Source organism: Volucribacter amazonae (assembly GCF_029783845.1).
Lineage (GTDB): Bacteria > Pseudomonadota > Gammaproteobacteria > Enterobacterales > Pasteurellaceae > Volucribacter > Volucribacter amazonae.
Genome location: NZ_LWID01000001.1, coordinates 2,096,047 through 2,121,207, shown reverse-complemented (window position 1 = coordinate 2,121,207; position 25,161 = coordinate 2,096,047). Strand labels below are relative to the sequence as shown.

At 36.7% G+C, this 25,161-nt stretch carries 24 protein-coding genes, 1 pseudogene and 1 riboswitch; of the genes and pseudogenes, 16 read left to right on the top strand and 9 right to left on the bottom strand.

Annotation, left to right across the window (positions count from 1 at the left end; genetic code table 11):
• Positions 1-5 precede the first annotated feature (5 nt).
• The 4 genes from mglC to A6A20_RS10205 all read right to left on the bottom strand — a co-directional run bounded on the left by mglC (position 6) and on the right by A6A20_RS10205 (position 4,796).
• The gene (gene mglC / locus A6A20_RS10220; RefSeq protein WP_279573325.1) at positions 6-1,016 is read right to left on the bottom strand and encodes a galactose/methyl galactoside ABC transporter permease MglC; all 1,011 of its coding nucleotides are present in this window, start codon (positions 1,014-1,016) and stop codon (positions 6-8) included.
• An 11-nt stretch (positions 1,017-1,027) separates the two neighbouring features.
• On the bottom strand, positions 1,028-2,545 hold the full coding sequence (gene mglA, locus A6A20_RS10215) for a galactose/methyl galactoside ABC transporter ATP-binding protein MglA (protein ID WP_279573324.1): 1,518 nt from the start codon (positions 2,543-2,545) through the stop codon (positions 1,028-1,030).
• A 69-nt stretch (positions 2,546-2,614) separates the two neighbouring features.
• A complete protein-coding gene (mglB, locus tag A6A20_RS10210; protein WP_279573323.1) occupies positions 2,615-3,610 on the bottom strand; it encodes a galactose/glucose ABC transporter substrate-binding protein MglB in 996 nt (331 codons plus the stop codon).
• A 169-nt stretch (positions 3,611-3,779) separates the two neighbouring features.
• Complete coding sequence (locus A6A20_RS10205; protein WP_279573322.1) at positions 3,780-4,796, bottom strand: substrate-binding domain-containing protein; 1,017 nt, start codon at positions 4,794-4,796, stop codon at positions 3,780-3,782.
• 233 nt (positions 4,797-5,029) lie between these two features.
• Between A6A20_RS10205 and galT the strand changes: the two genes are divergently transcribed.
• The 6 genes and pseudogenes from galT to A6A20_RS10180 all read left to right on the top strand — a co-directional run bounded on the left by galT (position 5,030) and on the right by A6A20_RS10180 (position 9,523).
• The gene (galT, locus tag A6A20_RS10200; RefSeq protein WP_279573321.1) at positions 5,030-6,076 is read left to right on the top strand and encodes a galactose-1-phosphate uridylyltransferase; all 1,047 of its coding nucleotides are present in this window, start codon (positions 5,030-5,032) and stop codon (positions 6,074-6,076) included.
• 23 nt (positions 6,077-6,099) lie between these two features.
• On the top strand, positions 6,100-7,257 hold the full coding sequence (gene galK / locus A6A20_RS10195; RefSeq protein ID WP_279573320.1) for a galactokinase: 1,158 nt from the start codon (positions 6,100-6,102) through the stop codon (positions 7,255-7,257).
• A complete protein-coding gene (galM, locus tag A6A20_RS10190) occupies positions 7,251-8,255 on the top strand; it encodes a galactose-1-epimerase (RefSeq protein WP_279573319.1) in 1,005 nt (334 codons plus the stop codon). Before galK ends, galM begins: the two co-directional genes overlap by 7 nt.
• Positions 8,256-8,341: 86 nt before the next feature.
• Positions 8,342-8,606 (top strand): annotated as a pseudogene (locus A6A20_RS10185) (IS1595 family transposase); the annotation flags it as partial.
• A 75-nt stretch (positions 8,607-8,681) separates the two neighbouring features.
• On the top strand, positions 8,682-8,825 hold the full coding sequence (locus A6A20_RS12785; protein WP_424585429.1) for a helix-turn-helix domain-containing protein: 144 nt from the start codon (positions 8,682-8,684) through the stop codon (positions 8,823-8,825).
• Between the two features lie 398 nt (positions 8,826-9,223).
• Positions 9,224-9,523 carry a transposase gene (locus A6A20_RS10180; RefSeq protein ID WP_279573318.1) on the top strand — a complete coding sequence of 100 codons (300 nt, stop codon included), beginning with the start codon at positions 9,224-9,226 and terminating at the stop codon, positions 9,521-9,523.
• An 82-nt stretch (positions 9,524-9,605) separates the two neighbouring features.
• On the opposite strand, the gene tenA is transcribed toward A6A20_RS10180, so the two are convergent.
• From tenA to thiM, 4 genes are read right to left on the bottom strand one after another with little or no spacing between them, the layout of a single operon-like run.
• A complete protein-coding gene (tenA, locus tag A6A20_RS10175; RefSeq protein ID WP_279573317.1) occupies positions 9,606-10,256 on the bottom strand; it encodes a thiaminase II in 651 nt (216 codons plus the stop codon).
• Between the two features lie 9 nt (positions 10,257-10,265).
• Entirely contained in the window at positions 10,266-10,922 is a 657-nt protein-coding gene (gene thiE, locus A6A20_RS10170) for a thiamine phosphate synthase (RefSeq protein ID WP_279573316.1), read from the bottom strand.
• Positions 10,922-11,728 carry a bifunctional hydroxymethylpyrimidine kinase/phosphomethylpyrimidine kinase gene (gene thiD, locus A6A20_RS10165; RefSeq protein WP_279573315.1) on the bottom strand — a complete coding sequence of 269 codons (807 nt, stop codon included), beginning with the start codon at positions 11,726-11,728 and terminating at the stop codon, positions 10,922-10,924. Before thiD ends, thiE begins: the two co-directional genes overlap by 1 nt.
• Positions 11,721-12,521, bottom strand: coding sequence for a hydroxyethylthiazole kinase (gene thiM, locus A6A20_RS10160; protein WP_279573314.1), 801 nt, complete (start codon positions 12,519-12,521; stop codon positions 11,721-11,723). The genes thiD and thiM overlap by 8 nt, the downstream gene beginning before the upstream one ends.
• A gap of 79 nt (positions 12,522-12,600) precedes the next feature.
• Positions 12,601-12,703, bottom strand: a riboswitch (TPP riboswitch).
• A gap of 106 nt (positions 12,704-12,809) precedes the next feature.
• Here thiM and araC point away from each other — a divergent pair.
• From araC to A6A20_RS10115, 9 genes are all read left to right on the top strand, one after another.
• Positions 12,810-13,661, top strand: coding sequence for an arabinose operon transcriptional regulator AraC (araC, locus tag A6A20_RS10155; RefSeq protein ID WP_279573313.1), 852 nt, complete (start codon positions 12,810-12,812; stop codon positions 13,659-13,661).
• Positions 13,662-13,876: 215 nt separating this feature from the next.
• Positions 13,877-14,854, top strand: coding sequence for an autoinducer 2 ABC transporter substrate-binding protein (locus tag A6A20_RS10150; RefSeq protein ID WP_279573312.1), 978 nt, complete (start codon positions 13,877-13,879; stop codon positions 14,852-14,854).
• Between the two features lie 47 nt (positions 14,855-14,901).
• Positions 14,902-16,389 (top strand): sugar ABC transporter ATP-binding protein, encoded by a 1,488-nt coding sequence (locus A6A20_RS10145; RefSeq protein WP_279573311.1) that lies wholly within the window; start codon positions 14,902-14,904, stop codon positions 16,387-16,389.
• Positions 16,376-17,341: an ABC transporter permease gene (locus A6A20_RS10140; RefSeq protein ID WP_279573310.1), complete on the top strand. Its 966-nt coding sequence runs from the start codon at positions 16,376-16,378 to the stop codon at positions 17,339-17,341. The genes A6A20_RS10145 and A6A20_RS10140 overlap by 14 nt, the downstream gene beginning before the upstream one ends.
• The gene (locus A6A20_RS10135; protein WP_279573309.1) at positions 17,338-18,276 is read left to right on the top strand and encodes an ABC transporter permease; all 939 of its coding nucleotides are present in this window, start codon (positions 17,338-17,340) and stop codon (positions 18,274-18,276) included. The genes A6A20_RS10140 and A6A20_RS10135 overlap by 4 nt, the downstream gene beginning before the upstream one ends.
• Before the next feature lie 23 nt (positions 18,277-18,299).
• Complete coding sequence (locus A6A20_RS10130) at positions 18,300-19,901, top strand: xylulokinase (protein WP_279573308.1); 1,602 nt, start codon at positions 18,300-18,302, stop codon at positions 19,899-19,901.
• A gap of 211 nt (positions 19,902-20,112) precedes the next feature.
• A complete protein-coding gene (locus tag A6A20_RS10125; protein ID WP_279573307.1) occupies positions 20,113-20,460 on the top strand; it encodes a Spx/MgsR family RNA polymerase-binding regulatory protein in 348 nt (115 codons plus the stop codon).
• A 42-nt stretch (positions 20,461-20,502) separates the two neighbouring features.
• A complete protein-coding gene (gene dapE, locus A6A20_RS10120; protein ID WP_279573306.1) occupies positions 20,503-21,639 on the top strand; it encodes a succinyl-diaminopimelate desuccinylase in 1,137 nt (378 codons plus the stop codon).
• 6 nt (positions 21,640-21,645) lie between these two features.
• Complete coding sequence (locus tag A6A20_RS10115; protein WP_279573305.1) at positions 21,646-22,341, top strand: M15 family metallopeptidase; 696 nt, start codon at positions 21,646-21,648, stop codon at positions 22,339-22,341.
• A gap of 87 nt (positions 22,342-22,428) precedes the next feature.
• Here A6A20_RS10115 and A6A20_RS10110 read toward each other — a convergent pair whose 3' ends face one another.
• Positions 22,429-23,301 carry an endonuclease/exonuclease/phosphatase family protein gene (locus A6A20_RS10110; RefSeq protein ID WP_279573304.1) on the bottom strand — a complete coding sequence of 291 codons (873 nt, stop codon included), beginning with the start codon at positions 23,299-23,301 and terminating at the stop codon, positions 22,429-22,431.
• Between the two features lie 194 nt (positions 23,302-23,495).
• Between A6A20_RS10110 and A6A20_RS10105 the strand changes: the two genes are divergently transcribed.
• Positions 23,496-24,818: a cation:proton antiporter gene (locus tag A6A20_RS10105; protein WP_279573303.1), complete on the top strand. Its 1,323-nt coding sequence runs from the start codon at positions 23,496-23,498 to the stop codon at positions 24,816-24,818.
• Positions 24,819-25,161: the final 343 nt, after the last annotated feature.

Below are 25,161 nucleotides of genomic sequence, written 5' to 3'. Positions count from 1 at the left end.
GAGCTTTATTTTTTCTTAGCGTATTTTAAGGAATCAATCGCCACTGCAAGAATAATAATGCTACCTTTGATGATATATTGCCAGTAAGGGCTTACGCCAATATAGGATAAACCATAGTTAATAACAGTGAAAATAATGACCCCTGTGATAACGCCGATAACCGTACCTACACCACCTGCAAATGAAACACCTCCCACAACGCAAGCGGCAATAGCATCTAATTCATACATAAAGCCTAAATTATTGGTTGCACTACCAATTCGCCCAGCTTCTAGCATACCACCAAAGGCATAGAACATGCCTGCAATCATATAAATTGCCACTAAGTTGCGAGCAACATTGACACCTGAAACACGAGCGGCTTCGGGATTACCACCGATAGCAAAGATATTTTTACCAAAGCGAGTTTTGTTCCATAAAATCCAGACGAGAATTGCAGCGATCGTGGCATAAATGGTGATATAGGACAGGCGGAATGTGCCTAGGGTAAAATAGCCTTGTGCGAAAGTAGAAAAGCCTTCAGTAAAGCCTGAAATAGGAGAACCGCCTACTGAGTCATAGTAAAGTGAATTAATGCCATAGACGATAATCATTGTTCCCATGGTGGCGATAAAAGGGGTAACATTGAGGTAAGCAATGACTAAGCCATTGAGCATACCAATAATTGCACCAATGGCACATACAATAAGAATAACCACTGGAATTGGAATTTCGCCTAAGTCAGGAAAGACTTTATTAAAGCTATCCATACCTTGTAGCAAGGTGGCAGAGATAACCGCTGCAAGCCCGACTTGTCGTCCAGCGGAAAGATCCGTCCCCTGCGTTACTAATAAACCCGCTACTCCTAAGGCAATAATTAAGCGAACAGAGGATTGGGTAAGGATATTACTAAAATTCCTTAAACTTAGAAAAGAAGGATCTTGTGCAATAATGAAAAGAAGTAAAATCAGTAGCACAAAATAAATGGCATTTTGTTTGAAAAAGTCTAATGACTTATTGGTTGTGAACCCTGACATAATTATTTTCCTTATAAATATTTGGCAGCAAGCTGTAAAATTTCTTCTTGGGACGTTTTGGCGGTTTCTACGATACCAGCGACTTTACCGTTACTCATTACCAAAATTCTATCGGTAACCCCTAATAATTCAGGCATTTCAGAAGAAATCATAATGATCGCTTTATCTTTTTTAGCGAGATCAATAATTAATTGATAAATTTCAAATTTAGCACCAATATCAATCCCCCTTGTTGGTTCATCAAGCATCAGAATTTCAGGTTGTGTTAATAACCAACGTCCAATAACCACTTTTTGCTGATTTCCCCCTGATAATGAGCCAATGTTGGTGCGATGTGATGGTGTTTTAACATTCATTGCATCAATCACCCATTGGGTATCGCTTTTCATTTTCTTATTACTTAATAACCCAAATTTGGTTAAATAAGATTTCATATTGGAAATTAGCGAATTAAATTCAATGTTTAAGTTGGCATAAATCCCCGTTGAACGTCTTTCTTCGGTAACTAAGGCAAAACCATTATTAATTGCTTCAAGTGCGGTGCGATTTTTCATTATTTTTCCATGCAGTTTAATTTGCCCGCTTGCTCGTTCACGCACACCAAAAATGGTTTCTACTATATCAGTACGTTTTGCCCCCACAAGCCCTGCAATTCCTAGAATTTCGCCTTTGCGTAATTGAAAAGATACCTCTTGAATAGAGGGTTGATTTTTCGCTGTAAGATGTTCTACTTCAAGCACCACTTCTTTCGGTTGATTGGTTTTTTCTGGGAAACGTTGGGTAAGTTCTCGTCCTACCATCATCGCCACAATGCTATCCATAGTAGAACTAGCGACAGGAACAGTGTTAATCCATTTGCCATCGCGTAAAATGGTAATTTCATCACAAATCTTAAAAATTTCGTCCATTTTATGGGAAATATAGATGATACCGCAGCCGCGTTGTTTTAATTTATCAATAATTTTAAATAAATGGGCCACTTCTTTCTCTGAAAGTGATGATGTCGGTTCGTCCATAATCACAATTTTGGCATTATAAGAAAAGGCTTTAGCAATCTCGATCATTTGCATTTGTGATACGGATAGTTTGCCGACTTTTTCTTTGGGATCAATATGAATATCTAATTCATCAAAAATGGCTTTGGTCTCTTGATACATTTTACTATGATCCACAAATAAGCCTTTGGTTGGATAACGTCCTAGCCAAAGGTTATCCATCACAGTGGTTTGGCGAACAAGATTGAGTTCTTGATGCACCATAGAGATACCGTTTTCTAAAGCTTCTTTTGAGGTTTTAAAATCAACAGGTTTCCCCAGAAATAAAATATCCCCCTCGTCTTTGGCATAGATACCAAATAGGCATTTTAACAAAGTGGATTTTCCTGCACCATTTTCTCCCATTAAGGCGTGGACTGAATGAGATCGTACAGTTAAATTGGCTTTATCAAGGGCTTTAACCCCGGGAAAGGATTTACTCACATTGGTCATTGTGAGTAAGATTTCTCCTTGTGGAACAGATTGAGTTATCATAGGTCAATCTCAATAAAGTTATTAAAGGTTCAATAAACGAGGGGAGAAATTCCCCTCAGTTTGTTTCTATTATTTTAGGAACTCCGCTAAATTATCTTTATCTACGCCAACATAAGGAATACGTACTACACGTTCCTCAAGTTGCCATTGTGTTCCTTCCGTTGGGTTTTTGCCAGCGGCAAGATTTTGGGAGAGTTGTACAACGGCTTTACCTTGGCTAACACCATCATTTAACACTGTTCCCGCTAGTTCGCCAGATTTAATTAATTCTAAAGCTCGAGGTAAGGCATCAACGCCAAAGATTGGTAATTTTTTACCTTGTGCTTTGGTGGCTTCTAAAGCCCCTAATGCCATACCATCATTATTGGAAATAATGACCTCAATTTGGTCTTTTTTCGGTCCAGATAGCCAAGAATCCACAATATCTTTAGCTTTAGCGGTATCCCATTCTGCTCCCGCTAAGAACAATTCTTCCGTTTGAATGCCTTGGCGATTTAATTCTTCAATCACATAACGTGTACGCGCCTCCGCATCAGGGTGTCCTAATTCCCCTTTGAGTAACACATATTGTAATTTACCGTCCTTGTTAAGGTCTAAATCGGGATTGGCTTTCCATTGTTTAGCGATTAAGTCGCCTTGAATAATACCTGATTCTTTTGGATCTGTGCCGACATAATAGGCTTGTTCATAGCTACCAATAGCACGAGGTCCTGGATCTTTATTAAAGAAAACCACAGGTAAATTTTCTAATTTAGCTTTAGCGATAATGGTAGGGGCGGCATTTGGATCGACTAAATTAATGGCAAGGGCTTTAACACCACGAGAAATAATGGTGTCCACTTGGTCATTTTGCACACCTTGCTGATTTTGAGAATCATTCATTAATAATTCAATTTGCGGATAATTTCCTGCCTCTTTGCGAATTTCATCACGCATCAGGGTCATAAATGGATCATCGTATTTATAAATGGTTACGCCAATACGGGTTTTCGCTTCTGCCACTGTACTCAAGGTTAAGCTTAAACCAACAGATAATGCGAGGGTGCTGAGTAATGCTTTTTTCATAATGGGTTCTCCCTAATTGATACTCAAAGGTCAATGCTAAATTGCGTATTTAGCATACGCTGTTTATTGTTAAAATAATGTGATCTCTTTCACATTATGAAAACGATTACAGAAATAAATTGTAAATTTGTAAGCTAGCTCACAAATTTTATGGGTATATGGCTACTGTTTATGTCTGTGTCTCCGAATGTGGGCTTGCTAACGAAAAACGGCGTACTAAAGTCGGATTAAATTGGATAGGGCGATTTACTTTGATTTCTTGATAGACTAAACTTAACGCTAATTTAGCAGCATAATTTGCCATTAAATCAATAGGATAACGAATGGTAGTAAGTTTGGGGATAAGATAACGAGCGATAGGCATATCATCAAAACCAACCACTGAAAATTGCTGTGGTACTTTAATGTTGTTTTCATGCAATACTGACAATGCACCCGCTGCCATACTGTCATTATAAGCAACAACCGCAGAAAGATTTTTGTTGTAACTTAATAAATGAATCATCGCTTGTTCGCCACCTTCAAAATCAGGCGAACCTTGGGCGACGGCATAATCAATTAATGGCAAATGATAATGGGATAAGGCATTAACATAACCTCGGTAACGTTCTTTTTCATCGGTAATTTTATGGCTAGAACCAATATAAGCAATATGTTTATGCCCTAGTTGAATAAGGCTTTCTGTGGCTAAAAATGTGCCTTTTTGATTATCTAAACTTACGCAACGTTGTTCATAGTGGGGAATGGTACGATTAATGATAACCATACCCGGTATTTGCTGTAAATATTGGGCAAGGGTATGATCATCTAAGGCTTTTGAGTGAACTACCAAACAGCTACAACGTTTACGAATCAAGGTTTCTATCGCTTCCCTCTCTTTTTCAGCATTATGATAACCAATGCCGATTAAAATATTTTTATGGTATTGCTCAGCCACTTGATCCACCGCTTTGACCAAAATAGCAAAAAAAGCATCGGTAACGTCAGTAACCACAACCCCAATGGTACTATTCGTTTGTGAGGCTAAGGCTTGTGCATTGGCATTGGGTTGATAACCTAATTGTTGAACTGCCTTAAGTACCGCTTGGCGAGAACGTGGGCTAGCGGACGAGTGATTATTTAATACGCGTGAAACAGTGGCAACAGAAACACCCGCTTGTTTGGCAACCTCTTTGATGGTAATCATGGTTTGTTCCTTGATTTTTGGCTCAACATTTTATGGGTATCATAGTGAATTTGGACTAAAGATGAAAACCTTTACTGTGAAAAATCTAAGCTAGCTCACAAAAAATTATTCAAGGAAGCAATGATAAATATGATTTTGTGATCGAGCTAACAGTTTATTGCAAAAAATATTGTTATCTTATGATGACATTTTGTAATCGTTTTCATTTCGTTGCTTTTAAACGAGGACAGGCTATGCAACAGACATTATTTGATCCTACCGAACACCCTCATCGCCGTTATAACCCACTTACTGATCAATGGGTATTAGTGTCTCCTCATCGTGCTAAACGCCCTTGGCAAGGTCAACAAGAAAAAATGGAGCAACAAGAAATCCCAAGTTACGATCCCCATTGTTATTTATGCCCAACTAATCAACGTATTACAGGAGAACGCAACCCAGATTATCAACAACCTTTTGTGTTTAAAAATGATTTTTCGGCATTAATGACAGATACACCAACACCGCTACCAGCCAAAAATTTTTTATTTCAGACCGCACTTGCTCAAGGAGAAAGCCGAGTGATTTGTTTTTCGCCTGATCACAGCAAAACCTTACCCCTTTTGTCCTTAGCCGAAATTGAGGCGGTGATTGACACTTGGCAACAACAATTAAATGAATTAGGGCAACGTTACCCGTGGGTGCAGATTTTTGAAAATAAAGGGGCGGCAATGGGCTGTTCTAATCCACACCCCCATGGGCAAATTTGGGCAAACAGTTTTTTACCTAATGAAATTGTCAAAGAGGATCGTACTCAACGAGCTTATTTTGAGCAGCAAGGTTCAGTGATGCTGTTAGATTATGTTCAAATGGAACTGGAGTTAAAACAACGCCTTGTTGTAAATACCGAGCATTGGGTTGCCGTTGTGCCTTATTGGGCAGTTTGGCCTTTTGAAACCCTATTATTGCCAAAAAGTCCTATCCAACAATTAACCCAACTCGCGCCAGTCCAACAACGAGATCTTGCCTTAGCATTAAAAAAACTCACCAGCCGTTATGATAATTTATTTCAAACCTCTTTTCCTTATTCTATGGGCTTTCATGGTGCGCCTTTTAATCAACAGGATAATCGCCATTGGCAATTACACGCCCATTTTTATCCGCCTTTATTACGCAGTGCAACGGTAAGAAAATTTATGGTGGGTTATGAAATGCTGGCAGAAAGTCAGCGAGATCTTACCGCAGAGCAAGCGGCAGAACGCTTAAGATCGCTAAGTGATAAACATTATAAAGAGCAATAAATATTTAATAAAAGGAATAAGGTATGCAACAAGTTGAACGTGCAAAACAAGTATTTCGCCAACAATTTCATCGTACAGCAAATTTAGCAGTGTATGCCCCGGGACGGGTAAATATTATTGGCGAACACACTGATTATAATGATGGCTTTGTAATGCCTTGTGCTATTAATTATGGTACAGCGGTGGTGGGGGAGAAACGTGATGATTACCAATTCAAGGTGTATGCGGCTGATTTTGAACAATGGGATTGTTTTTCCCTGAAGGAACCAATCTTGCCTGTTATAGAACAAAAATGGACAGGTTATGTGCGAGGTGTGGTTAAATTTATTCAACAGCATTGTCCACAGTTTAAGCAAGGGGCAAATTTAGTGATTTGTGGTGACGTTCCTTTATCGGCGGGGCTAAGTTCTTCCGCTTCCCTTGAAGTGGCAGTGGCAAAATTTTGTCAGCAACTGGGGGAATTGCCTTTAACGGATACTCAATTAGCGCTAATTGGGCAACAAGCGGAAAACCAATTTGTGGGGGCAAATTGTGGCAATATGGATCAATTAATTTCCGCTTTAGGGCAACAGGATCACCTATTAATGATTGATTGTCGTTCTCTCGCCATTCAGCCCGTTCCTGTTCCCCAAGAACTTGCAGTGATGATTATTAATTCCCATGTTAAGCATGATTTGGTTAATGGCGAATATAACCAACGGCGACAACAATGTGAACAGGCGGCACAATTTTTTGGTGTAAACGCTTTGCGTGACGTTTCGCTCGCTCAATTTGAACAACGAGAACAAGAATTAAAGGCATTGGATATGCAAATGGCGAAACGAGCCAAACATGTTATTAGCGAAAATCAGCGAGTATTGGCGGTGGTACAGGCATTACAACAAGGGGATTTATTACAGTTAGGCAAGCTAATGGCACAATCCCACGATTCTATGCGTGATGATTTTGAGATTACCGTACCACAAATAGATTATCTCGTTGAATTGGCACAACTTGCCATTGGCAATGAAGGGGGAGCAAGAATGACTGGTGGCGGTTTTGGCGGTTGTGTAGTGGCATTAGCGCCACAGCATAAGGTTGAGGCAGTGCGTAAAATCATTGCGGATAATTATCAACGGCAAACAGGTTTAAAAGAAGATTTTTACGTTTGCCAGGCTTACCAAGGGGTAAGGCTATGCTAAATCCTAATATTATTACTTTGAACAATAAGAAAGGTATGCAGATTAGTCTAATGGATTGGGGGGCAACTTGGCTTTCTTGTCAACTGCTTGTACAGGGTAATTATCGAGAAGTGTTGCTGGGTTGTCCGCCAGAACAATACGATCAGCAATCTGCTTATTTAGGGGCAAGCATAGGACGTTATGCCAATCGTATTGCCCATAGCCAATTTTATTGGCAAGGGCAATGCATTCAGTTAGAGGCGAATCAAGGAGAACATCAATTACATGGAGGACCGATAGGCTTTGATAAACGTTATTGGCAAATAGAAAAGTGCGGTCAGAATTTTGCAAAATTTTCCTTATTTTCCCCCGATGGGGATCAAGGATTTCGTGGCAATGTACAAGCAAGCGTTGTTTATCATTTAAGCCAACAAAATTGGCTAGAGATTGAATATTCTGCTTATAGTGATCAAGATACGCCATTAAGTTTAACTAATCACGCTTATTTTAATTTGCTAAATGGGCAACAAAGCGAAGATATACGTCAACATTATTTACAAATCAATGCGGATTATTATTTGCCAGTGGATCAACAAGGCATACCCTCAGCAGCTTTAACCTCGGTAAACAACACTAGTTTTGATTTTCGTCAAATGAAAACCATTGCTCAAGATTTTTTACAAGGAGAACAACAACTTACCAAAGGCTATGATCACGCTTTTTTACTCAATCAACGCCATATTGAAAACCAACCTGTCGCCAGTTTACTCGCTCCTGATAAAAGCCTACAATTACAGCTTTACACCTCACAGCCCGCATTGCAGGTTTATACAGGCAATTATTTATCTGGCACAGCACAACGACAGGGCGGTTATTATCAAGATTACGCTGGCATTGCCCTAGAAACCCAAGCCCTACCAGACACCCCCAATCATCAAGAATGGCAAGCATTAGGTGGAATGTTAAAGGCAGGAGAAACCTATCGGCACTGGACGAGATTTGATTTTATCATGACTTAACCCAAAATATAGGTGTAGTAGACAAAAATGTGGGAGCTAATTATTTTTAGGTGCTGTATTAGATTAGCAGTTATGATAACTGAAAAATTAGGATAACTCATTGTAAATTAAAAAAAGTACAGTTAAAGTTCCTTGAATTTTTTGTTCTTGAAGTGATGGCAAGAGCAGTGGTTGATTTATTAGGAATAAATCCTAATTCTTCGGCATTTTTTACCGTAAAATTCTCCAAGTGGTTTGCTATCATCTTATCCTACAAGCTAACGATGTTTTTGAAGGCGAAGTTAAACTAGATAAAAATTATTTTTGTAGTGTAAGGAAGGAAAACGAGGGCGTGAGGCTGCAGGGAAAATGAAAAAATCGCTGTTTTCGGCATGCTATAGTTAATTCATAATAAAATGTTACAACAACTAATTTTCTCAGGCAAAAATGGCATACTCAATAGATCTACGAAAAAAAGCATTAAAGCTTTACGCCCAATGCAACAATACCAGTCAAATCGCTAACGTTTATGGTATCGCACGTCCAACACTTTATCGCTGGCTTAACTTGAAAAACAAACAGGTAACTTAAAACACCGAGAGACAGGGCAAAATGCCATCAAATTAGATAGGAAAAAACTGATGAGTTATGTAGAACAACCCCCTGATGCCTACCTTTATGAAATTACTTAACATCTCAATTATTCAGCCTCTGCGTTTTTTATACATTCAAAAGATGAGTAATAGCACGTAAAAAAGTCCACAACATATAAAGAACAAGCCCAAAAAAATCGCACTTTATTTGACACAATTAGCGCAATTTACTGATTATCAACAGGTTTATCTTGATGAAACAGAAGATCGATACTTATCTCTTTCGCCACAATACACGTAGTCCAAAAGGCAAAAGGTTAAAGCCAAAGCCAGAGGAAGAAAATATCAACGTTTATCCTTGGTTACATCCCAAATCGGACATAAATTAGTTGTCCTATGGTGTATCAAAACACTATGATTAGTAGTTTTTTTGAAGCTTGGTTTGAGCGTACTTTACTCCCCTCATTCACACAGAAATCAGTCATTATTTTGGATAATGCATGTTTTCATAGAATGGGTATTTTGCAAGTAATGGCAAATAAGCGGGAACACCATATTTTACCGCTGACACCTTATTCGCCAGAACTTCATCCCATTGAATGCACTTGGGCAAATATTAAGAGATATATGCGTGCTGTACTACTTTGTTCGGGTAACTTGGCGGATATGTTAGTGTATCATTCTTATTTTAATTAACCATAATATAGCATTGGCAAACCCACTGTACTTTTGGTAATTCGGCTTGCCACTTGTCTTATTTTAAATTGAAATGACTATATTATTCCTCTTCAACTTTATTTTCTAACCCCATTTGCCAAAAAGCGATTTCCATTCTTACCGCTGTGTTAAAAATCTGTTGGATTTTGTTTTGCTGATGAGGTTGTGCGAGTAAGCGGTTTAGGGTGTTTTCCGCTTGTTGGGCGGCGGTTTGGTAGTCTTGGCTGGCGTACATATCAATCCAGCTTTGGTAAGGGTTGTTCGCTGGGCTTTGGGTGGCTGCCTGTTTGCCAATTTCGGCGTAGCCCAGTATGCAAGGGGCGAGGGCGGTGTGTAATTCGGTGAGTGTGCCTGTTAAGCCACAGTCTAAGACATAGCGCGTGTAGGCGATGCAGGCAGGGTGTTCTTCAAGTTGTTGGAGCTGTTGTTCGGTTACGCCGTATTGCTGGCAATATTGGATATGCAGTTGAATTTCTTGGTCAAGCATAGCGTTAATGCCCTGTTGAGCGGCGCGCATATCGGCAAGATTGTCGCTTTTATAAACGGCTAAGCCCCAAGTGCGGGTGAATTGAAGGAGAAAAAGATAATCTTGTTGTAAATAGTAACGAAAGTTGGCGAGAGGGAGGGTGCCTTGACGCAGTTGTTGAACAAAGGGGTGGTTGATATAGTCTTGCCAATATGGGCATTGTTGTTTGAGTTGTTGAAAGGTCATATTTCCTCCTTAGGTGGTAAGTAGTTGTTGCACGCTTTGGGCGATGTTGGGGGATTGGCTAATGGCGGAAATGACAGCAATACCATTAGCCCCAGTTTGACGTAGGTAGCGACAATCTTGAGGGTGTTTGATGCCACCAATGGCGACAATAGGCTTTTTTATCCCTGCTTGTCTAAGCTGTTGAATGAAGTTTAAGCCTACCACGGGTTTGGGATCTTCTTTGGATTGAGTAGGAAAAATCGGCCCAACACCAAAATAATCAATATCTGGGTTATTATCGCTGGCTAAGGCTTGGGATAAGGTGTTAATGGATAAGCCTAGTATAAAAGTGCGGTCAGTTTTGCGTTTAATTTCTGCGATAGAGGTATCGGTCTGCCCAACGTGAATACCATCGGCTTCAATCGCTATTGCTAAGTTGACGTCATCATTGATGATAAAGGGGACTTGGTATTGACGACATAAATCTCGGCATTGAATGGCGAGCTGTTTTTGTTGCTGTGGTTGCGCGGCAAGAGAAAATGCCCCTTTATCACGAAATTGAAAGCAACTAATGCCTGCTTGCAAGGCTTGGTTTAAGGTATTGAGAAAATGTTCGCAAGGGTTGCCAGTGAAATGGCGAAAGTCTTGGCTACCAGCGACAAAATAAAGAGAAAGTTTGGTTTGCATTATGCCTCCTGATAAGCCCAATGGTTAGTTGGCCCATGCCCTTGACCAATATTGAGGGGTTGGGCAATGGCGGCGGTAATAAAGGCTTTGGCGGTTTTAATGGCTTGTGTTAAAGGTTGCCCTTTGGCAAGTTCGGCGGTTAAACAGGCAGAAAATGTGCAACCTGTGCCATGGGTATGGGGCGTGTCAATGCGCGGCGTAGTGAGGCTAAATTGTTCTGTAGGGGTAAAAATCCAGTCTTGGCACTCCTCACTTTGCGAATGAAGATAATGCCCCCCTTTTATAATGACATTTTGACAACCCATTTTTTGTAATTGGTGTGCCGCTTGTTGCACACTTTGTTGATCGTTAATGTTAATCCCCGTTAAAGTTTCCGCCTCTGGAATATTTGGGGTAATTACATCGGCAAGAGGCAGTAAATGCTGAATTAAGGCATCAATGGCATTTTGTTGTAGCAAGGGCGCGCCACCTTTGGCAATCATCACAGGATCAAGCACAAAATACCCAAAACGATATTGCTTTAATTGGCGAGCCACACACTCAATAATCTCCGCGCAACCGAGCATACCCACTTTAAAGGCGTTAATCTGAAAATCTTGGGCAATGGCTTGGAGTTGCGCCTCAATATTGCCACAAGGAATGGTATGAATATCAAACACACCAAGCGTATTTTGGGCGGTTACCGCCGTAATCACCGAAGTGCCAAAAACCTGACGCATTTGGAAAGTTTTTAAATCCGCCTGAATGCCTGCACCACCGCCACTATCTGAGCCAGCAATGGTTAATGCTTGTGCCATCTTAGACATAATCTACCCTCCCATATTGCGTAATTTGTTCAGCATTGATTGCACCAAGTTGATCTAATAATGCCATATTAAATTGCCCATATTGGGTAGGCTGGAGAGGCTGGGCGGCAAGTTCCCCTGCAATCGCATAAACCGTACAAGCCTCAAGGGTTGCCGCAAAATATTGAGAGGGATTAGCCACCGCCACAAAAGCCGCGCAAACCGCACTCAACAAACAGCCAGACCCTGTAATTTTGGGAAACATCGGCGTTCCATTGTGAACTAAAGCGGTATTGGCACCGTTACTAATCACATCGGTTGCCCCACTGATTGCTACCACACATTGATATTGTTGGGCGACACGCTGTGCAATGGCAATTAAATCGCCATTGCCTTGCCCAGCATCAACCCCTTTACTTTGCCACTGTTCCCCAGCAATACACGCCAATTCGCCAGCATTGCCTCGAATCACCGCAAATTTCACTTCGGCAAGCAAACTATCAATGGTTTCACGACGATAAGCCGTTGCCGCCACGCCCACAGGATCAAGCACTACAGGAATATGCTGTTGATTTGCGGTTTTACCCGCTAAAATCATCGCCTCCACCCCTTTGCTAAATAACGTACCAATATTAATCACTAAACCACGATTAAATTGCTGAATATCCGCCACTTCCGCCACATTATCAGACATCAACGGCGAAGCCCCTAAAGCCAATAAACCATTGGCACTATAATTGGCAACCACGATATTGGTAAGATTATGAATCAGCGGATTTTGCTGGCGAATTTTGGCTAAAAATTGAGATTGCATAGCAAGTCCTTATTGCAAAATTGAACGAAAGAAAAGATTGTCAATACTAAGAAATAAGGCGAGCAATAATAAAAGAAAGGGATAAGCATACTTAGTTTCCTACGGCAGTATTAACTGAATCAGGTTCACGGGTATTTTCTCAGCGAAGTTAAAAGAATAACTAAGCACCCCGACTATGTATGGCAGTATAGGGGATTTTGGATAAAATGAGAAGTAAAAATATTTAGCTATTAAATTTAAATAAAATTAGTGATAAATTTATCTCACTAACAATTATGGAGTAGCTTTATGTATAAAAATTATTCATTGTTATTGCCAAATTATCCTTTTAATTCAGAATTGATTGCGGGAATAACGCAAGGGGAAAAAGGAAACTATCTTGATTTTATTGTAGATAGACCTGAAGGTATGAAGGGGTATATGTTACAGCTAACTACTTTCGGGAAAGGCGAGGTATTTGATGGCAAGAAAAAATTTGAAGCAGTGAAAGGACAACTATTGTTATTTTCCCCACAAGCTATGCAGTGTTATCAAAGACATCATGAAAGTCAATATTGGCATTATAAATGGATTTATTTTTATCCAGATCCTAAATGGTTGAAATGGTTAAACTGGTCGAATACACAGCAGCATATAGGGAAAATATTTATTAATAATCAACATTGTTTCTTAGAAATTAGTCAATTATTCAGTAAAGTGGAAATTGAATTAAAATCAAGCCATATTGTTAAGCAAGATCTTGTTTCAACTTTATTAGAATATTTACTAATGAAGTGTTTTTCAATTGAAAAACTTAAATGTATACCAAGTATTGATCAAAGAGTTTTGATTATTTGTGAATATATTCTGGAACATTTGGAACAAAATAATAGCATTGATGAATTAGCAAGTATTGTTTTTTTGTCTTCTTCACGCTTATCTCATTTATTTAAGAATGCGTTAGGGATTAGTATTGTGCAATGGAAAGAATACCAAAGAATTTTAGTTGCTAAAAAATTATTACATTTTTCTAATATCTCCGTTGCTAGTTTAGCTCGTTCTTTAGGATATGATGATTCGCTATATTTCTCTAAACTTTTTAAGAAACATACTGGAATGTCTCCATCAGAATTCCGAGAAATAGAAAGGAATAACGGTTAAAAATGTGATCTAATTCTCAATTTATTTTGTATAGCAGGATTTTCCATACTTACACGTCAAAAATACATATCTTTTACTTTCCCATTAACATAAGATGATTTTGCCTAGAAACTTATTTATAACTTAAGGTTATGTAATTAGCTATAAATAGATTTCGAGGGTATAAACAGATTTTAGCTCATTGAAAAAATTGTATTAGTTAGGAGGATTTTCCTATGAATAAAATGGTATTTAAGAAATTATTTTCTATTTTATTATTATCTTGTTGTAGTCATTTTGCACTAGCATCAGATTATGAAGTAGTAAATATTTCTAAAATTGACGGTATGCCTTGGTTTAATCGTATGGCAGGGGGCGTTATTCAGGCTGGTAAGGATAATAATGTCAATGCTTATCAAGTTGGCCCATCTAATACAGATGCTCCTCAACAGGTAAAATTAATTGAAGATTTGATTGCTAAAAAAGTCAATGCAATCTCTATTGTACCTAATGATGCAAATGCTTTAGAACCTGTTTTGAAAAAAGCTAAACAAAATGGCATCGTTATTTTAACTAATGAATCTGTTGGGCAACCAAGTGCTGATTGGGATATAGAAATTATTGATAATGCCCAATTTGCAGCAGATTATGTTGAAGAAGTAGCGAAAACTATTGGAGGAAAAGGAGGGTATGTACTTTATGTTGGTGGTTTGACGGTACCTCAGCATAATTTATGGGCAGACCTTTTTATTAATTATCAGAAAAAACATTATCCAGAAATGTTTGAAGTTACGAGTAGAATGCCTGTCGCAGAAAATATCAATGATGCAAGACGTACAACACTTGATTTAGTTAAAGCGTATCCTGAATTAAAAGCCGTAATTTCTTTTGGTTCGCAAGGACCTATTGGTGCAGGTTTGGCTGTAAAAGAAAAACGATTAAAAGGTAAATTAAATGTTTTTGGAATGATGATTCCTTCTCAAGCAGCTTCATTAATTAAATCTGGTGATATTACTATGGGCATAACTTATGATCCTGCAAGTGCTGGATATGCGTTAGCTTATGTTGCAGCTAAAGTATTAAAAGGAGAAAAAATTGAAGAAGGATTTTCTATTCCAAATATAGGTTCGGCAAAAGTTGATCAAGAAAAACGTTTGCTTCAATTTCATAATGTGTTAAGAGTAACGAAAGAAAATATTAATGAATTATACTAATAATATTGGTGCTATGGAGAATTCTCCATAGCCAATAGGAGAATAATATGGCTTTCATTGCGATTAGTAAAGTAAGTAAAACATTTAATGGAATAAAAGCATTAAATGATGTAAATCTTTCATTAAATTATGGTGAAGCACTTTGTTTAGCCGGCCAAAATGGTTGTGGTAAATCTACATTAATTAAAATATTGTCGGGGGTTTATCAGCCTGATGAAGGCGCTAAAATACAAATAGGATCAAGTAATTTTCATTATTTAACACCTAAAAAATCTATTGAAAAAGGAATTCAAGTTATTTATCAAGATTTAGCATTATTTCCAAATTTAACTGTTGCAGAGAATATAGCCATTAATCATTATAGGAAATTTGGTTGGATAAGAAAAAAGATTATTTATCAAATAGCACAACAAGCGATAGAGAAAATTAATATAGATTTACCTTTAGATGCTGTACTAGAAACATTAAGTATTGCTCAACAACAATTAGTTGCGATTTGTCGTGCTTTAGCACAGAATGCTAAATTATTAATAATGGATGAACCTACGGCATCATTAACTGAAAAAGAGGTAAAAAATTTACTAGATACTGTGGTTAAATTAAAAAACAAAGGTATTAGTATTATTTTTGTGAGCCATAAACTTAATGAAGTTATGCGTGTTTCTGACAACGTTGTCGTAATAAAAGATGGTAATATTATCGGTAAATATCCTGTCTCTGAAATTGATGAAAATCGTTTAGGATATTTGATGACAGGAATAGAAATTAAATTAAAAAGGCTACCTTTATCTAATTTCAAACATAATGAAAAAGTATTAGAAGTTAAAGATTTAACTCTATCCAAACAATATAATAAAATTAACTTTTCTTTACATAAAGGAGAAATTATCTCCTTAATAGGCTTATTGGGATCAGGAAGAACAGAATTATGTCTAAGTTTATTTGGGCTTAAAAAATATGACTCTGGTGAAATTTTACTTAATGGTAAATCTATATTTTTCAAAAACAATAATGATGCAATAGAAAATGGTATAGCTTATGTATCAGAAGACCGAATGACAACGGGATTAATCATGAAAGAGTCTATACATAATAATATTATTTCTACTATTTTGAATAAGATTAGTAATAAATTTGGAATTATTAGCAAACATAGATCTTATACATACAGTAATAAGTTAATTCAGTCTTTAAATATTAAAGTAACAGATTCAGATCTAGCAGTAAACACCTTATCTGGTGGTAATGCTCAACGTGTTTCCATTGCAAAATGGTTAGCTATATCACCTAAAATTATTATTCTTGACTCTCCCACAATAGGAGTTGATATTGCTAATAAAGAAGGTATTTTTAATATTATAAAGCAACTATCTGAACAAGGCATTTCTGTGATATTTGTTACTGATGAAATACAAGAAGCATATTTTAATAGCCATAGAATATTTATTATGAAAAAAGGGGAAATAATCGATTCAGTTTGTCCACACAATACAACAGAACAACAAATATATAGGGTGATTTATGAAGATAACTAATAATAAAATATTATCTATGGTAGTATTATTCTTAATACTTCTACTAGCTATATATACTGATGAATTTTTATCCATTGAAAATATATATGATATGGTAAATAACTACTCCATATTAATGATTTTAGCTTGCGGGCTGTTTGTAGTTCTACTTTCTGGTGGAATTGATATTTCTTTTCCAGCAATTACTATTATCACACAATATATTACAATTTCCTTTATTTCCTATTATAATGTTGGTTTTATCTTTATGTTTTTTATATCAATAAGTGTAGGATTATTTTTAGGATTTATTAATGCTATTATAATTAATAAAACAAATGTACCTTCTATTATTATAACGATTTCTACATTAAATATATTTTATGGTGCACTGTTATATTTTAGTAAAGGAGTTTGGTTATATGATTACCCAGAATGGTTTTCTCAAGAATATATTTTCCTTAAAACAGAAACAGCAAATGGATTTGAATATGGTATATCTTTGCAAGCACTTGTTGCATTATTTTCAGTATTGTTAACCTATATCATTACAGTTAAATTAAGTATAGGAAGAAAAATTTATGCGTTAGGTGGTAATAAAGATGCAACGTCAAGAATTGGTTTTAGTATTTTTCTTCTACAGCTTTTTGTTTATGGATATATGGGAATAATGGCAAGTTTAGCCGGTATTGTACAATCTTATACATTACAATCTGTTGCCCCTGATTCATTATTAGGTTATGAATTAACTGTACTAGCTGCGGTTGTTTTAGGTGGAGCAAGTTTATCCGGAGGAAGAGGATCATTATTTGGAATCATACTTGGAGTAATATTACTTGCTGTTATTCAAAATGGACTGAATTTATTACGTATTGATTCATATTGGCAAACTGTTGTTACAGGAATCATTATTATTCTAAGTATTAGTGCAACTGCTTGGAGTCAATATAAAGCAAAAGGAAATAACATATGAAAATAATGGTTGATTTATCTATTAAATATTTATTAATTTTATTATTAATTACTATAATTATATTCAGTATATTAATTCCTAATATATTTTGGTCAATTTCAAACTTCCAATCTATTGCCACCCAGATACCAATATTAGGTATTTTAACGCTAGCAATGGTTATTCCAATGTTAACAGGTGGAATAAATTTATCAATTATCGCAACAATGAATGCTTGTTCTTTAATTATTGCTTATATTGTTACTCAATATGGCGTTACTTTTTCTTTTACTATAGGACTATTATTAGCGATTATTATTGGCCTATTTAACGGAATATTAATTGCTAAAGTCAAAGTATCCCCTATTTTAGCCACATTAGGTACAATGACTCTGATTAATGGCTTAAATATCCTAACTACTAATGGTTCTACAATAGCTAATTTCCCAAATATAATTTTATCAATCAATACACTAGAAGTATTTTTTATTCCTATTCCTATTGTAGTTTTTTCATTATTATCATTATTGGTATGGTTTATTTTTGAGAAAACAACTTTGGGTAAAGAAATTTACTTTATTGGTAATAACGAGAAAGCAACGCTATATTCTGGAATTAATACAGATAAAGTAATTATATTAGTTTATGTTTTATCATCATTACTCTGTTTTTTTGCTGCTATACTAATGATGGCAAAACTAAATTCAGCCAAGGCATCATATGGTGATTCTTATTTGTTAATTTCAATCCTGGCTGCAGTATTAGGGGGAATCAATCCTGATGGAGGCAAAGGGAAAATAATTGGCGTAATTATCGCTTTGTTTTTACTACAAATAATAGAAAGTGGATTAAATATATTAGGTATTAGTAGTTATATCACCTTAATTTTATGGGGAATGCTACTCATATTATTTATTTTTCTACAAAATAAATCTCTCTTACAAAAAAAATTATAATTAACTATATAGGTAAAAAGATTATGCAAAAAGAAAAAGAGATTATAGATAGCGGACAAGCAATAATAGGAATAGAGTTAGGCTCAACAAGAATAAAATCTGTTATGATTAATTCTAAAGGAAAAATCTTAGCTATTGGTATTGCTGAGTGGGAAAATGATTTTATTGATAATATTTGGACTTATTCACAACAAGAAATATGGAAAAAATTACAGGAGTCATATCTTAATTTAGTTAAAACCGTTAAAGATAAATACCACACTAATATTATTAAGGTAAAATCAATCGGAATAAGTGCAATGATGCATGGTTATTTACCATTTGATAAACAGGGAAATCAACTCGTTCCATTTAGGACTTGGAGAAATAATATTACTGCCAGAGCAGCAGATAAATTAACCTCTTTGTTTCAATACCCTATTCCACAGCGTTGGAGTATTGCGCACCTTTATAACGCGATATTGAATAATGAACCTCATATTCAGAAAATTGATTATATAACTACATTATCTGGTTATGTCCACTGGCAATTAACTGGGGAAAAGTGTTTAGGAATTGGCGATGCCTCAGGAATGTTTCCTATTGATACCAAGTATTTTTCTTATAATCAAAAAATGATAGAACTTTTTGAAAGGAAAGTTACGAACTTAAAACTTAATTGGAAATTAAAAGATATTTTGCCTAAAGTCCTCGTTGCGGGGAAACCCGCAGGCGTATTAACTAAACAGGGAGCTAGGTTACTTGATCCCACAGGGTATTTAGAAGCTGGTATTCCATTATGTCCGCCAGAAGGTGATGCTGGAACAGGAATGATTGCTACAAATTGTATTAAGGAAAAGATGGGGAATATTTCGGCAGGTACATCAGCGTTTGCTATGGTTGTATTGAATAAACCTCTATCTCAAGTATATTCTGAGTTAGATATTGTTACAACTCCAGCAGGAAAATTAGTTGCAATGGCACATTCAAATAATTGCTCATCGCATATTAATAGTTGGGTATCATTATTTAGTGAATGCTTACAACATTTTGGTATCACTGTTTACAATGAAGAACTTTATGAAACTTTGTTTCTTCAAGCATTACAAGGTGATAATGATTGTGGAAACTTATTATCTTATGGTTTTTTATCAGGTGAACACAATTTAGGATTATCTGAAGGCTGCAGAATTTTTATTCATCCGACTCATGGACATTTTAATTTAGCAAATTTTATTAGAGTACAACTATATACAGCATTTGCAGCAATGAAGTTAGGTATGGATATTTTAATAGAGCAGGAAAAAGTGGAAATTAATCATATTTTGGGACATGGAGGAATCTTTAAAACAGAAAATGTTGCTCAAAAGATTCTTGCCTCAGCATTAAATATCCCTCTTGCAACAACAAATACAGCATCAAATGGCGGTGCTTGGGGTATAGCATTACTTGCTAATTTTATTGATAAACTTTACCAAAATGAAAGTTTAGAATATTATCTAGATAATTATATTTTTGCAAATACAGCATTAAATTTAATTGAGCCTGATGAGCAAATTATAAAAGGTTATAAAGCATTTATGAAACGATATAAAAAGGCAATTCCAGTGGTAAAAACCGCTATTGATGTTGGAGTTAATCGGTAAAGTTTATGAAGTGAATTATAGCAAAGACAAAATACAAATCCCACTATAGATCAGTCAGAACAAGCCATTGATATGGTGTTGGAACAGGCGGACTTGGTATTAGCATCTCATTTATAATTTTACAAATAGCCAAATTTTCCCTTATCTCTTTAATTTACCTATAAAAAACGTTAGTATAATGCTTTGTTTTATGGATTGATAAGGGAACATAATGATTATTGTTTATGGGATTAAAAATTGTGATACGGTAAAGAAAGCCTTGAAATGGTTGGCGGAGCATCAAATTGAGCATAAGTTACATGATTATCGTGTTTATGGGATTGAGCCACTTTTTATTGAGCTGGCAGAAAAGGCGTTTGGTTGGCAGAGTTTAGTTAATAAGCGTAGTACCACTTGGCGTAACTTGGCTGATGACGTGAAAGAAAATTTGTCAAAACAGACCGCACTTGAGTTGTTATTAGATCAGCCGACTTTGATGAAACGTCCTATTATTTTGCAAGATAACCTGGCGTTAATTGGCTTTGATGAGGCGGCATATCGCCAAGCCTTTATTAACTAAAAATTTTGCAAAAAAACACCGCACTTTTAGGAAAAGAAAAGCATGAAAACAGAGATTATTGCGTTAGCACAGGCGTTAATTCGCCGTCCTTCTATTAGCCCTGATGATCAGGGCTGTCAAAAATTGATTGCTGATCGTTTAGCCCCTTTGGGCTTTAAATTGGAATGGCTACCTTTTAATGATACCTTGAATTTATGGGCAACCCATGGGAGTGGCGAGCCTGTGGTGGCTTTTGCAGGGCATACTGATGTTGTACCAGTAGGCGATGAAACGCAATGGCAATATCCGCCATTTTCTGCACAAATTATTGATGATATGTTATATGGGCGTGGTGCGGCGGATATGAAAGGCTCTTTGGCGGCGATGGTGGTGGCGTTGGAGCAATATGTGAAAAGCAATCCTAACCATAAGGGAACGCTAGGGTTATTGATAACCTCTGATGAAGAAGCGGCAGCTCATGATGGCACAAAACGGGTGGTAGAAACCTTAATGCAGCGTGGCGAGAAAATTGATTATTGCTTGGTAGGCGAGCCGTCCAGTAGCCAGCAATTAGGCGATGTGGTCAAAAATGGGCGGCGTGGTTCAATTACAGGAAACTTGTATATTGAGGGGGTGCAGGGGCATGTGGCTTATCCCCATTTAGCGGATAATCCTGTGCATAAGGCTTTGCCATTTTTGACCGAATTAAGCCAGTATCAATGGGATCAGGGCAATACCTATTTTCCACCGACAAGTTTGCAAATTGCCAATATTCAAGCGGGGACAGGCAGTAATAATGTGATCCCCGGTGAGCTTTATGTGCAGTTTAATTTACGCTATTGTACTGAAGTAACTGATGAAATTATTAAGCAGAAAGTGGCGGAATTATTGGATAAATATGGATTATCTTATCGCATTGAATGGTGGTTATCAGGTAAACCTTTTTTAACGCAACCGGGTAAATTAGTGAATGCGGTGGTTGAAAGTTTACAGCAAGTGGCGAATATTACGCCTAAATTAGAAACCAGTGGCGGCACATCTGATGGGCGTTTTATTGCGTTAATGGGGGCGGAAGTGGTAGAGTTAGGGCCGCTGAATAAGACCATTCATAAAGTTGATGAATGTGTGAGTTGCCAAGATTTGGCGACCTTGGGGCAAGTTTATTTCGCTATGTTATCGCCTTTATTTGCCACTGAATAAGTATTTATGAAAGAACATGATTTTGATTGGGCAATGTTGACCGGCAAAAGTCGTACTCATTTAGCACCTTTGCCTTGCCTTTTTTCCACTCAACATTATTTGCAACCAAAAGCCAATAAAGCCTTTCAAGCCTTGCAACAACAGGCAAAAAAAGCAGGGTTTAATTTACAACCCGCCAGCAGTTTTCGCGATTTTCAACGTCAACAACGCATTTGGAATGAAAAATTTGCTGGCTTACGCAAAGTGCATAATGATCATGGCGAGCCAATCGTGTTAAGTGATTTATCCCCTTGGCAAAAATGTCAGGCAATTTTGCGTTGGTCTGCTTTACCCGGAGCGAGCCGTCATCATTGGGGAACAGAAATTGATATTTTTGATCCTGATTTATTACCTGCCAATCAATCTTTGCAACTAGAGCCTTGGGAATATGAAAAAGGGGGGTATTTTGCCGAACTTAGCGAGTTTTTACAGCAAAATTTAACGCATTTTGATTTTACTTTGCCTTTTTTAACTGATAAGCAAACTAAAATGGGGCGTGAACCTTGGCATATTAGTTATTTGCCTGTTGCGGAACTTGCACAAAAATGTTTTAATCCCGCTATTTTATTAAAGGCTTGGCAACAGGAAGAGATTGCTGGACAAGATTGTTTAATTAAGCATCTTGATGATATTTTTCAGGATTATATAGTCATTCCACTTTAAAATAATACAGTGTTGGCACGCCTCGCCGTACTTGTTGTACTGTCTTCGGCGTGCCGCCTTGTCTTATTTTAAATTGAAACGACTATATTATTGCAGGCTAAGTTTTAATAATAATGGATTATGATCGGAACTGTCTGTACTGATGACCTTTGCTTCTTCCACTTTAATCCCTCGTACAAAGACATGATCAAGGGGATTGCCCATAAAACGCTTACGCACGTCATTGGTATAGCCCACTTCCTTTAACTGATATTTTTCAGCTAAGCCACGAATAAGGGATAATCGATGATGATTCCAAGTGTTAAAATCCCCTGCCAAAATAATGGGTCCTTGGTGTTCATTGATAATTTGAAACATACGTTCTACTTGGATTTTGTAATTATTAAGATTCCATTCAAAATTCACTAAATGCAAATTGATAACCAATAATGAAGAATGATGATTCGCTAGAAAATATTCTGTGGCAATACCTACTTTAGGGACTTGTATCCAAGGCTCTGACTCTGTACCGACACAATAGGACATAGGGGCGATTTTAGAGAGGGTATTCACGCCACTTTCATTATTTAAATAAGAATAAGCACGAGCATACAACGAATGGGGCAAAATAGGGTTAAGCAGTTGAGCAATATTTTGTGTTGTTGAAGCCTCTTGCAACAAGACTAATTCCATTTGTTGAGCTAATTTCTCCAATTCAGGTTTCCAACCACTATCTTCGCCTTTATGAATATTCCAAACCAGAATATTGAAAGTATTAGGAAAGGGAATGGGAAAAGTATGCCGAGCTTGATAGCAAAGTAAGCGGTCATAATTTGCCACAACGGGATAGTATTTCTGATCATTTTGTCCAGACATACTGATTTTAGGCGTTTCATATAGGTCAAAGCTATAGAATAAATAGATAATAATTAAAGCGATAAGGGTTAAAAGCGTCAAAATACTGGTTTTAATTTTATTCATTTTGTGTGTTTAAAAGATTTATCTTTATAAATAGTGCGACTTTGCTTATACTACGCTCTGCCCTCAATGCCTATGTTTAGAGGGACTTCATCAATATTTACTCAGTTTAACTTCGTGTCAATGATTGACAGTTTAACACGTTTTATTGAAATGTCAGTATGGGAAAATAATTGGATTTTATTAAGGTTTAATTTATGAGCATTTATAGCTATATTTGTTTTTTATCGGCGTTATCTATTTTACTCGGCTTTGTCACCAGTAAAATCAACGATAAAATACAATCAACTATTGCTATCACTGCCTCTGCAATGGTGGGGTCATTAATTTTAATTATTTTGGGCTATTTTAATTGGTTTAATTTAGATAGCATAGCCAAAGTCGTAATGGAAGAACTGGATTTTAAAAGTTTCTTATTAAACGGTATTCTAGGCTTTTTGTTGTTTGCGGGGGCATTAGGGATAAAATTGCCCGTAATGAAAGATCAAAAATGGGAAATTGCTACCTTTTCCCTATTTTCAACCCTCGCTTCTTCCTTTATTGTGGGAGGATTAATTTATGTTGGAGCCAATCTTATTGGTTTACCTTTAAATTTTATCTATTGTATGTTGTTTGGGGCTTTGATTTCCCCTACCGATCCTATTGCTGTTTTAGCCATTATTAAAAACCTCAAAGCGCCTAAACGCTTATCTATGCAAGTAGAAGGGGAGTCTTTGTTTAATGATGGTGTGGGGTTAGTGATCTTTATTACAATCTTTACTGTTGCTTTTGGCGGGCAAGAACCTACGTTAACGGGCATTTTAGGTTTATTTTTTCATGAAGCCATTGGCGGTATTTTATTTGGCTTAGTGTTAGGATTTGTTGCTCATTTATTGATTTCAAATACTGATGACGGAAGTTTAGAGATTTTATTAACCTTAACTATTCCTACCGCAGGTTTTATGTTGGCTAATGCTTTACATTTATCAGGAGCATTAGCCATGGTGGTTGCGGGAATTATGGTGGGAAATTGGACAAGACAAAAAGGCTTTTCTGAACAAAGTCAGCGTTATTTAGACCATTTTTGGGAAATGATCGACCATTTCTTAAATTCCTTACTGTTTTTCCTGATCGGTTTTGCTTTATTGTTGGTGGATTTTACTTTCAAAGGTTTTGTGTTGATGCTATTGGCGATTCCAATGTGTTTATTTGCTCGTTTTGCAAGCCTATGGTTACCGTTTAAAGTGATGCAACGTTTTCGCCAATATAACCCTTATACCTTGAAAATTTTGACTTGGGGTGGGTTACGCGGCGGCTTGTCTATGGCAATGGCGTTATCTATTCCTAAAGGAACAACCTTTATTGGCGATACGGGGATTGATGTCCATGATTTATTGTTGGTATTAACTTATGCCGTAGTCTTATTTTCAATTTTAGTGCAAGGGGTAACCATTGAAAAAATGATTGAAAAATCAAAATTGGTTGATCCTAATCGTGAAGAATACTTACGCAGTAGTGAGGTTTTGGCGAAAAAGCATTAATTTTATTATCAAAATAATTTATATAAATATCGCCACTTTAGTGGCGATATGCTGATAGAAATGCCTTAAGCAAAAAATAAATCAAAATCCTACCGCACTTTTGCAGTAATCAATGTAATATCTTTTTCGATGTAATAAAAGTGGTTGCTAAAAAGTGGCTTGAAGCCTTATAGAGCGGGTATTATGTAGCAGTTGCACAAAGTCAAAAATCAACCGTTAAAAACAAAAGCCTTTAGCTCAATGAATCACTTTTGTTGATGCTTTGTGACTGGCAAGATCTTGTTCCCACAATAAATCTTCTATAACTGACGAATAAGCAATATTTACCCTTACCACAAGTCAG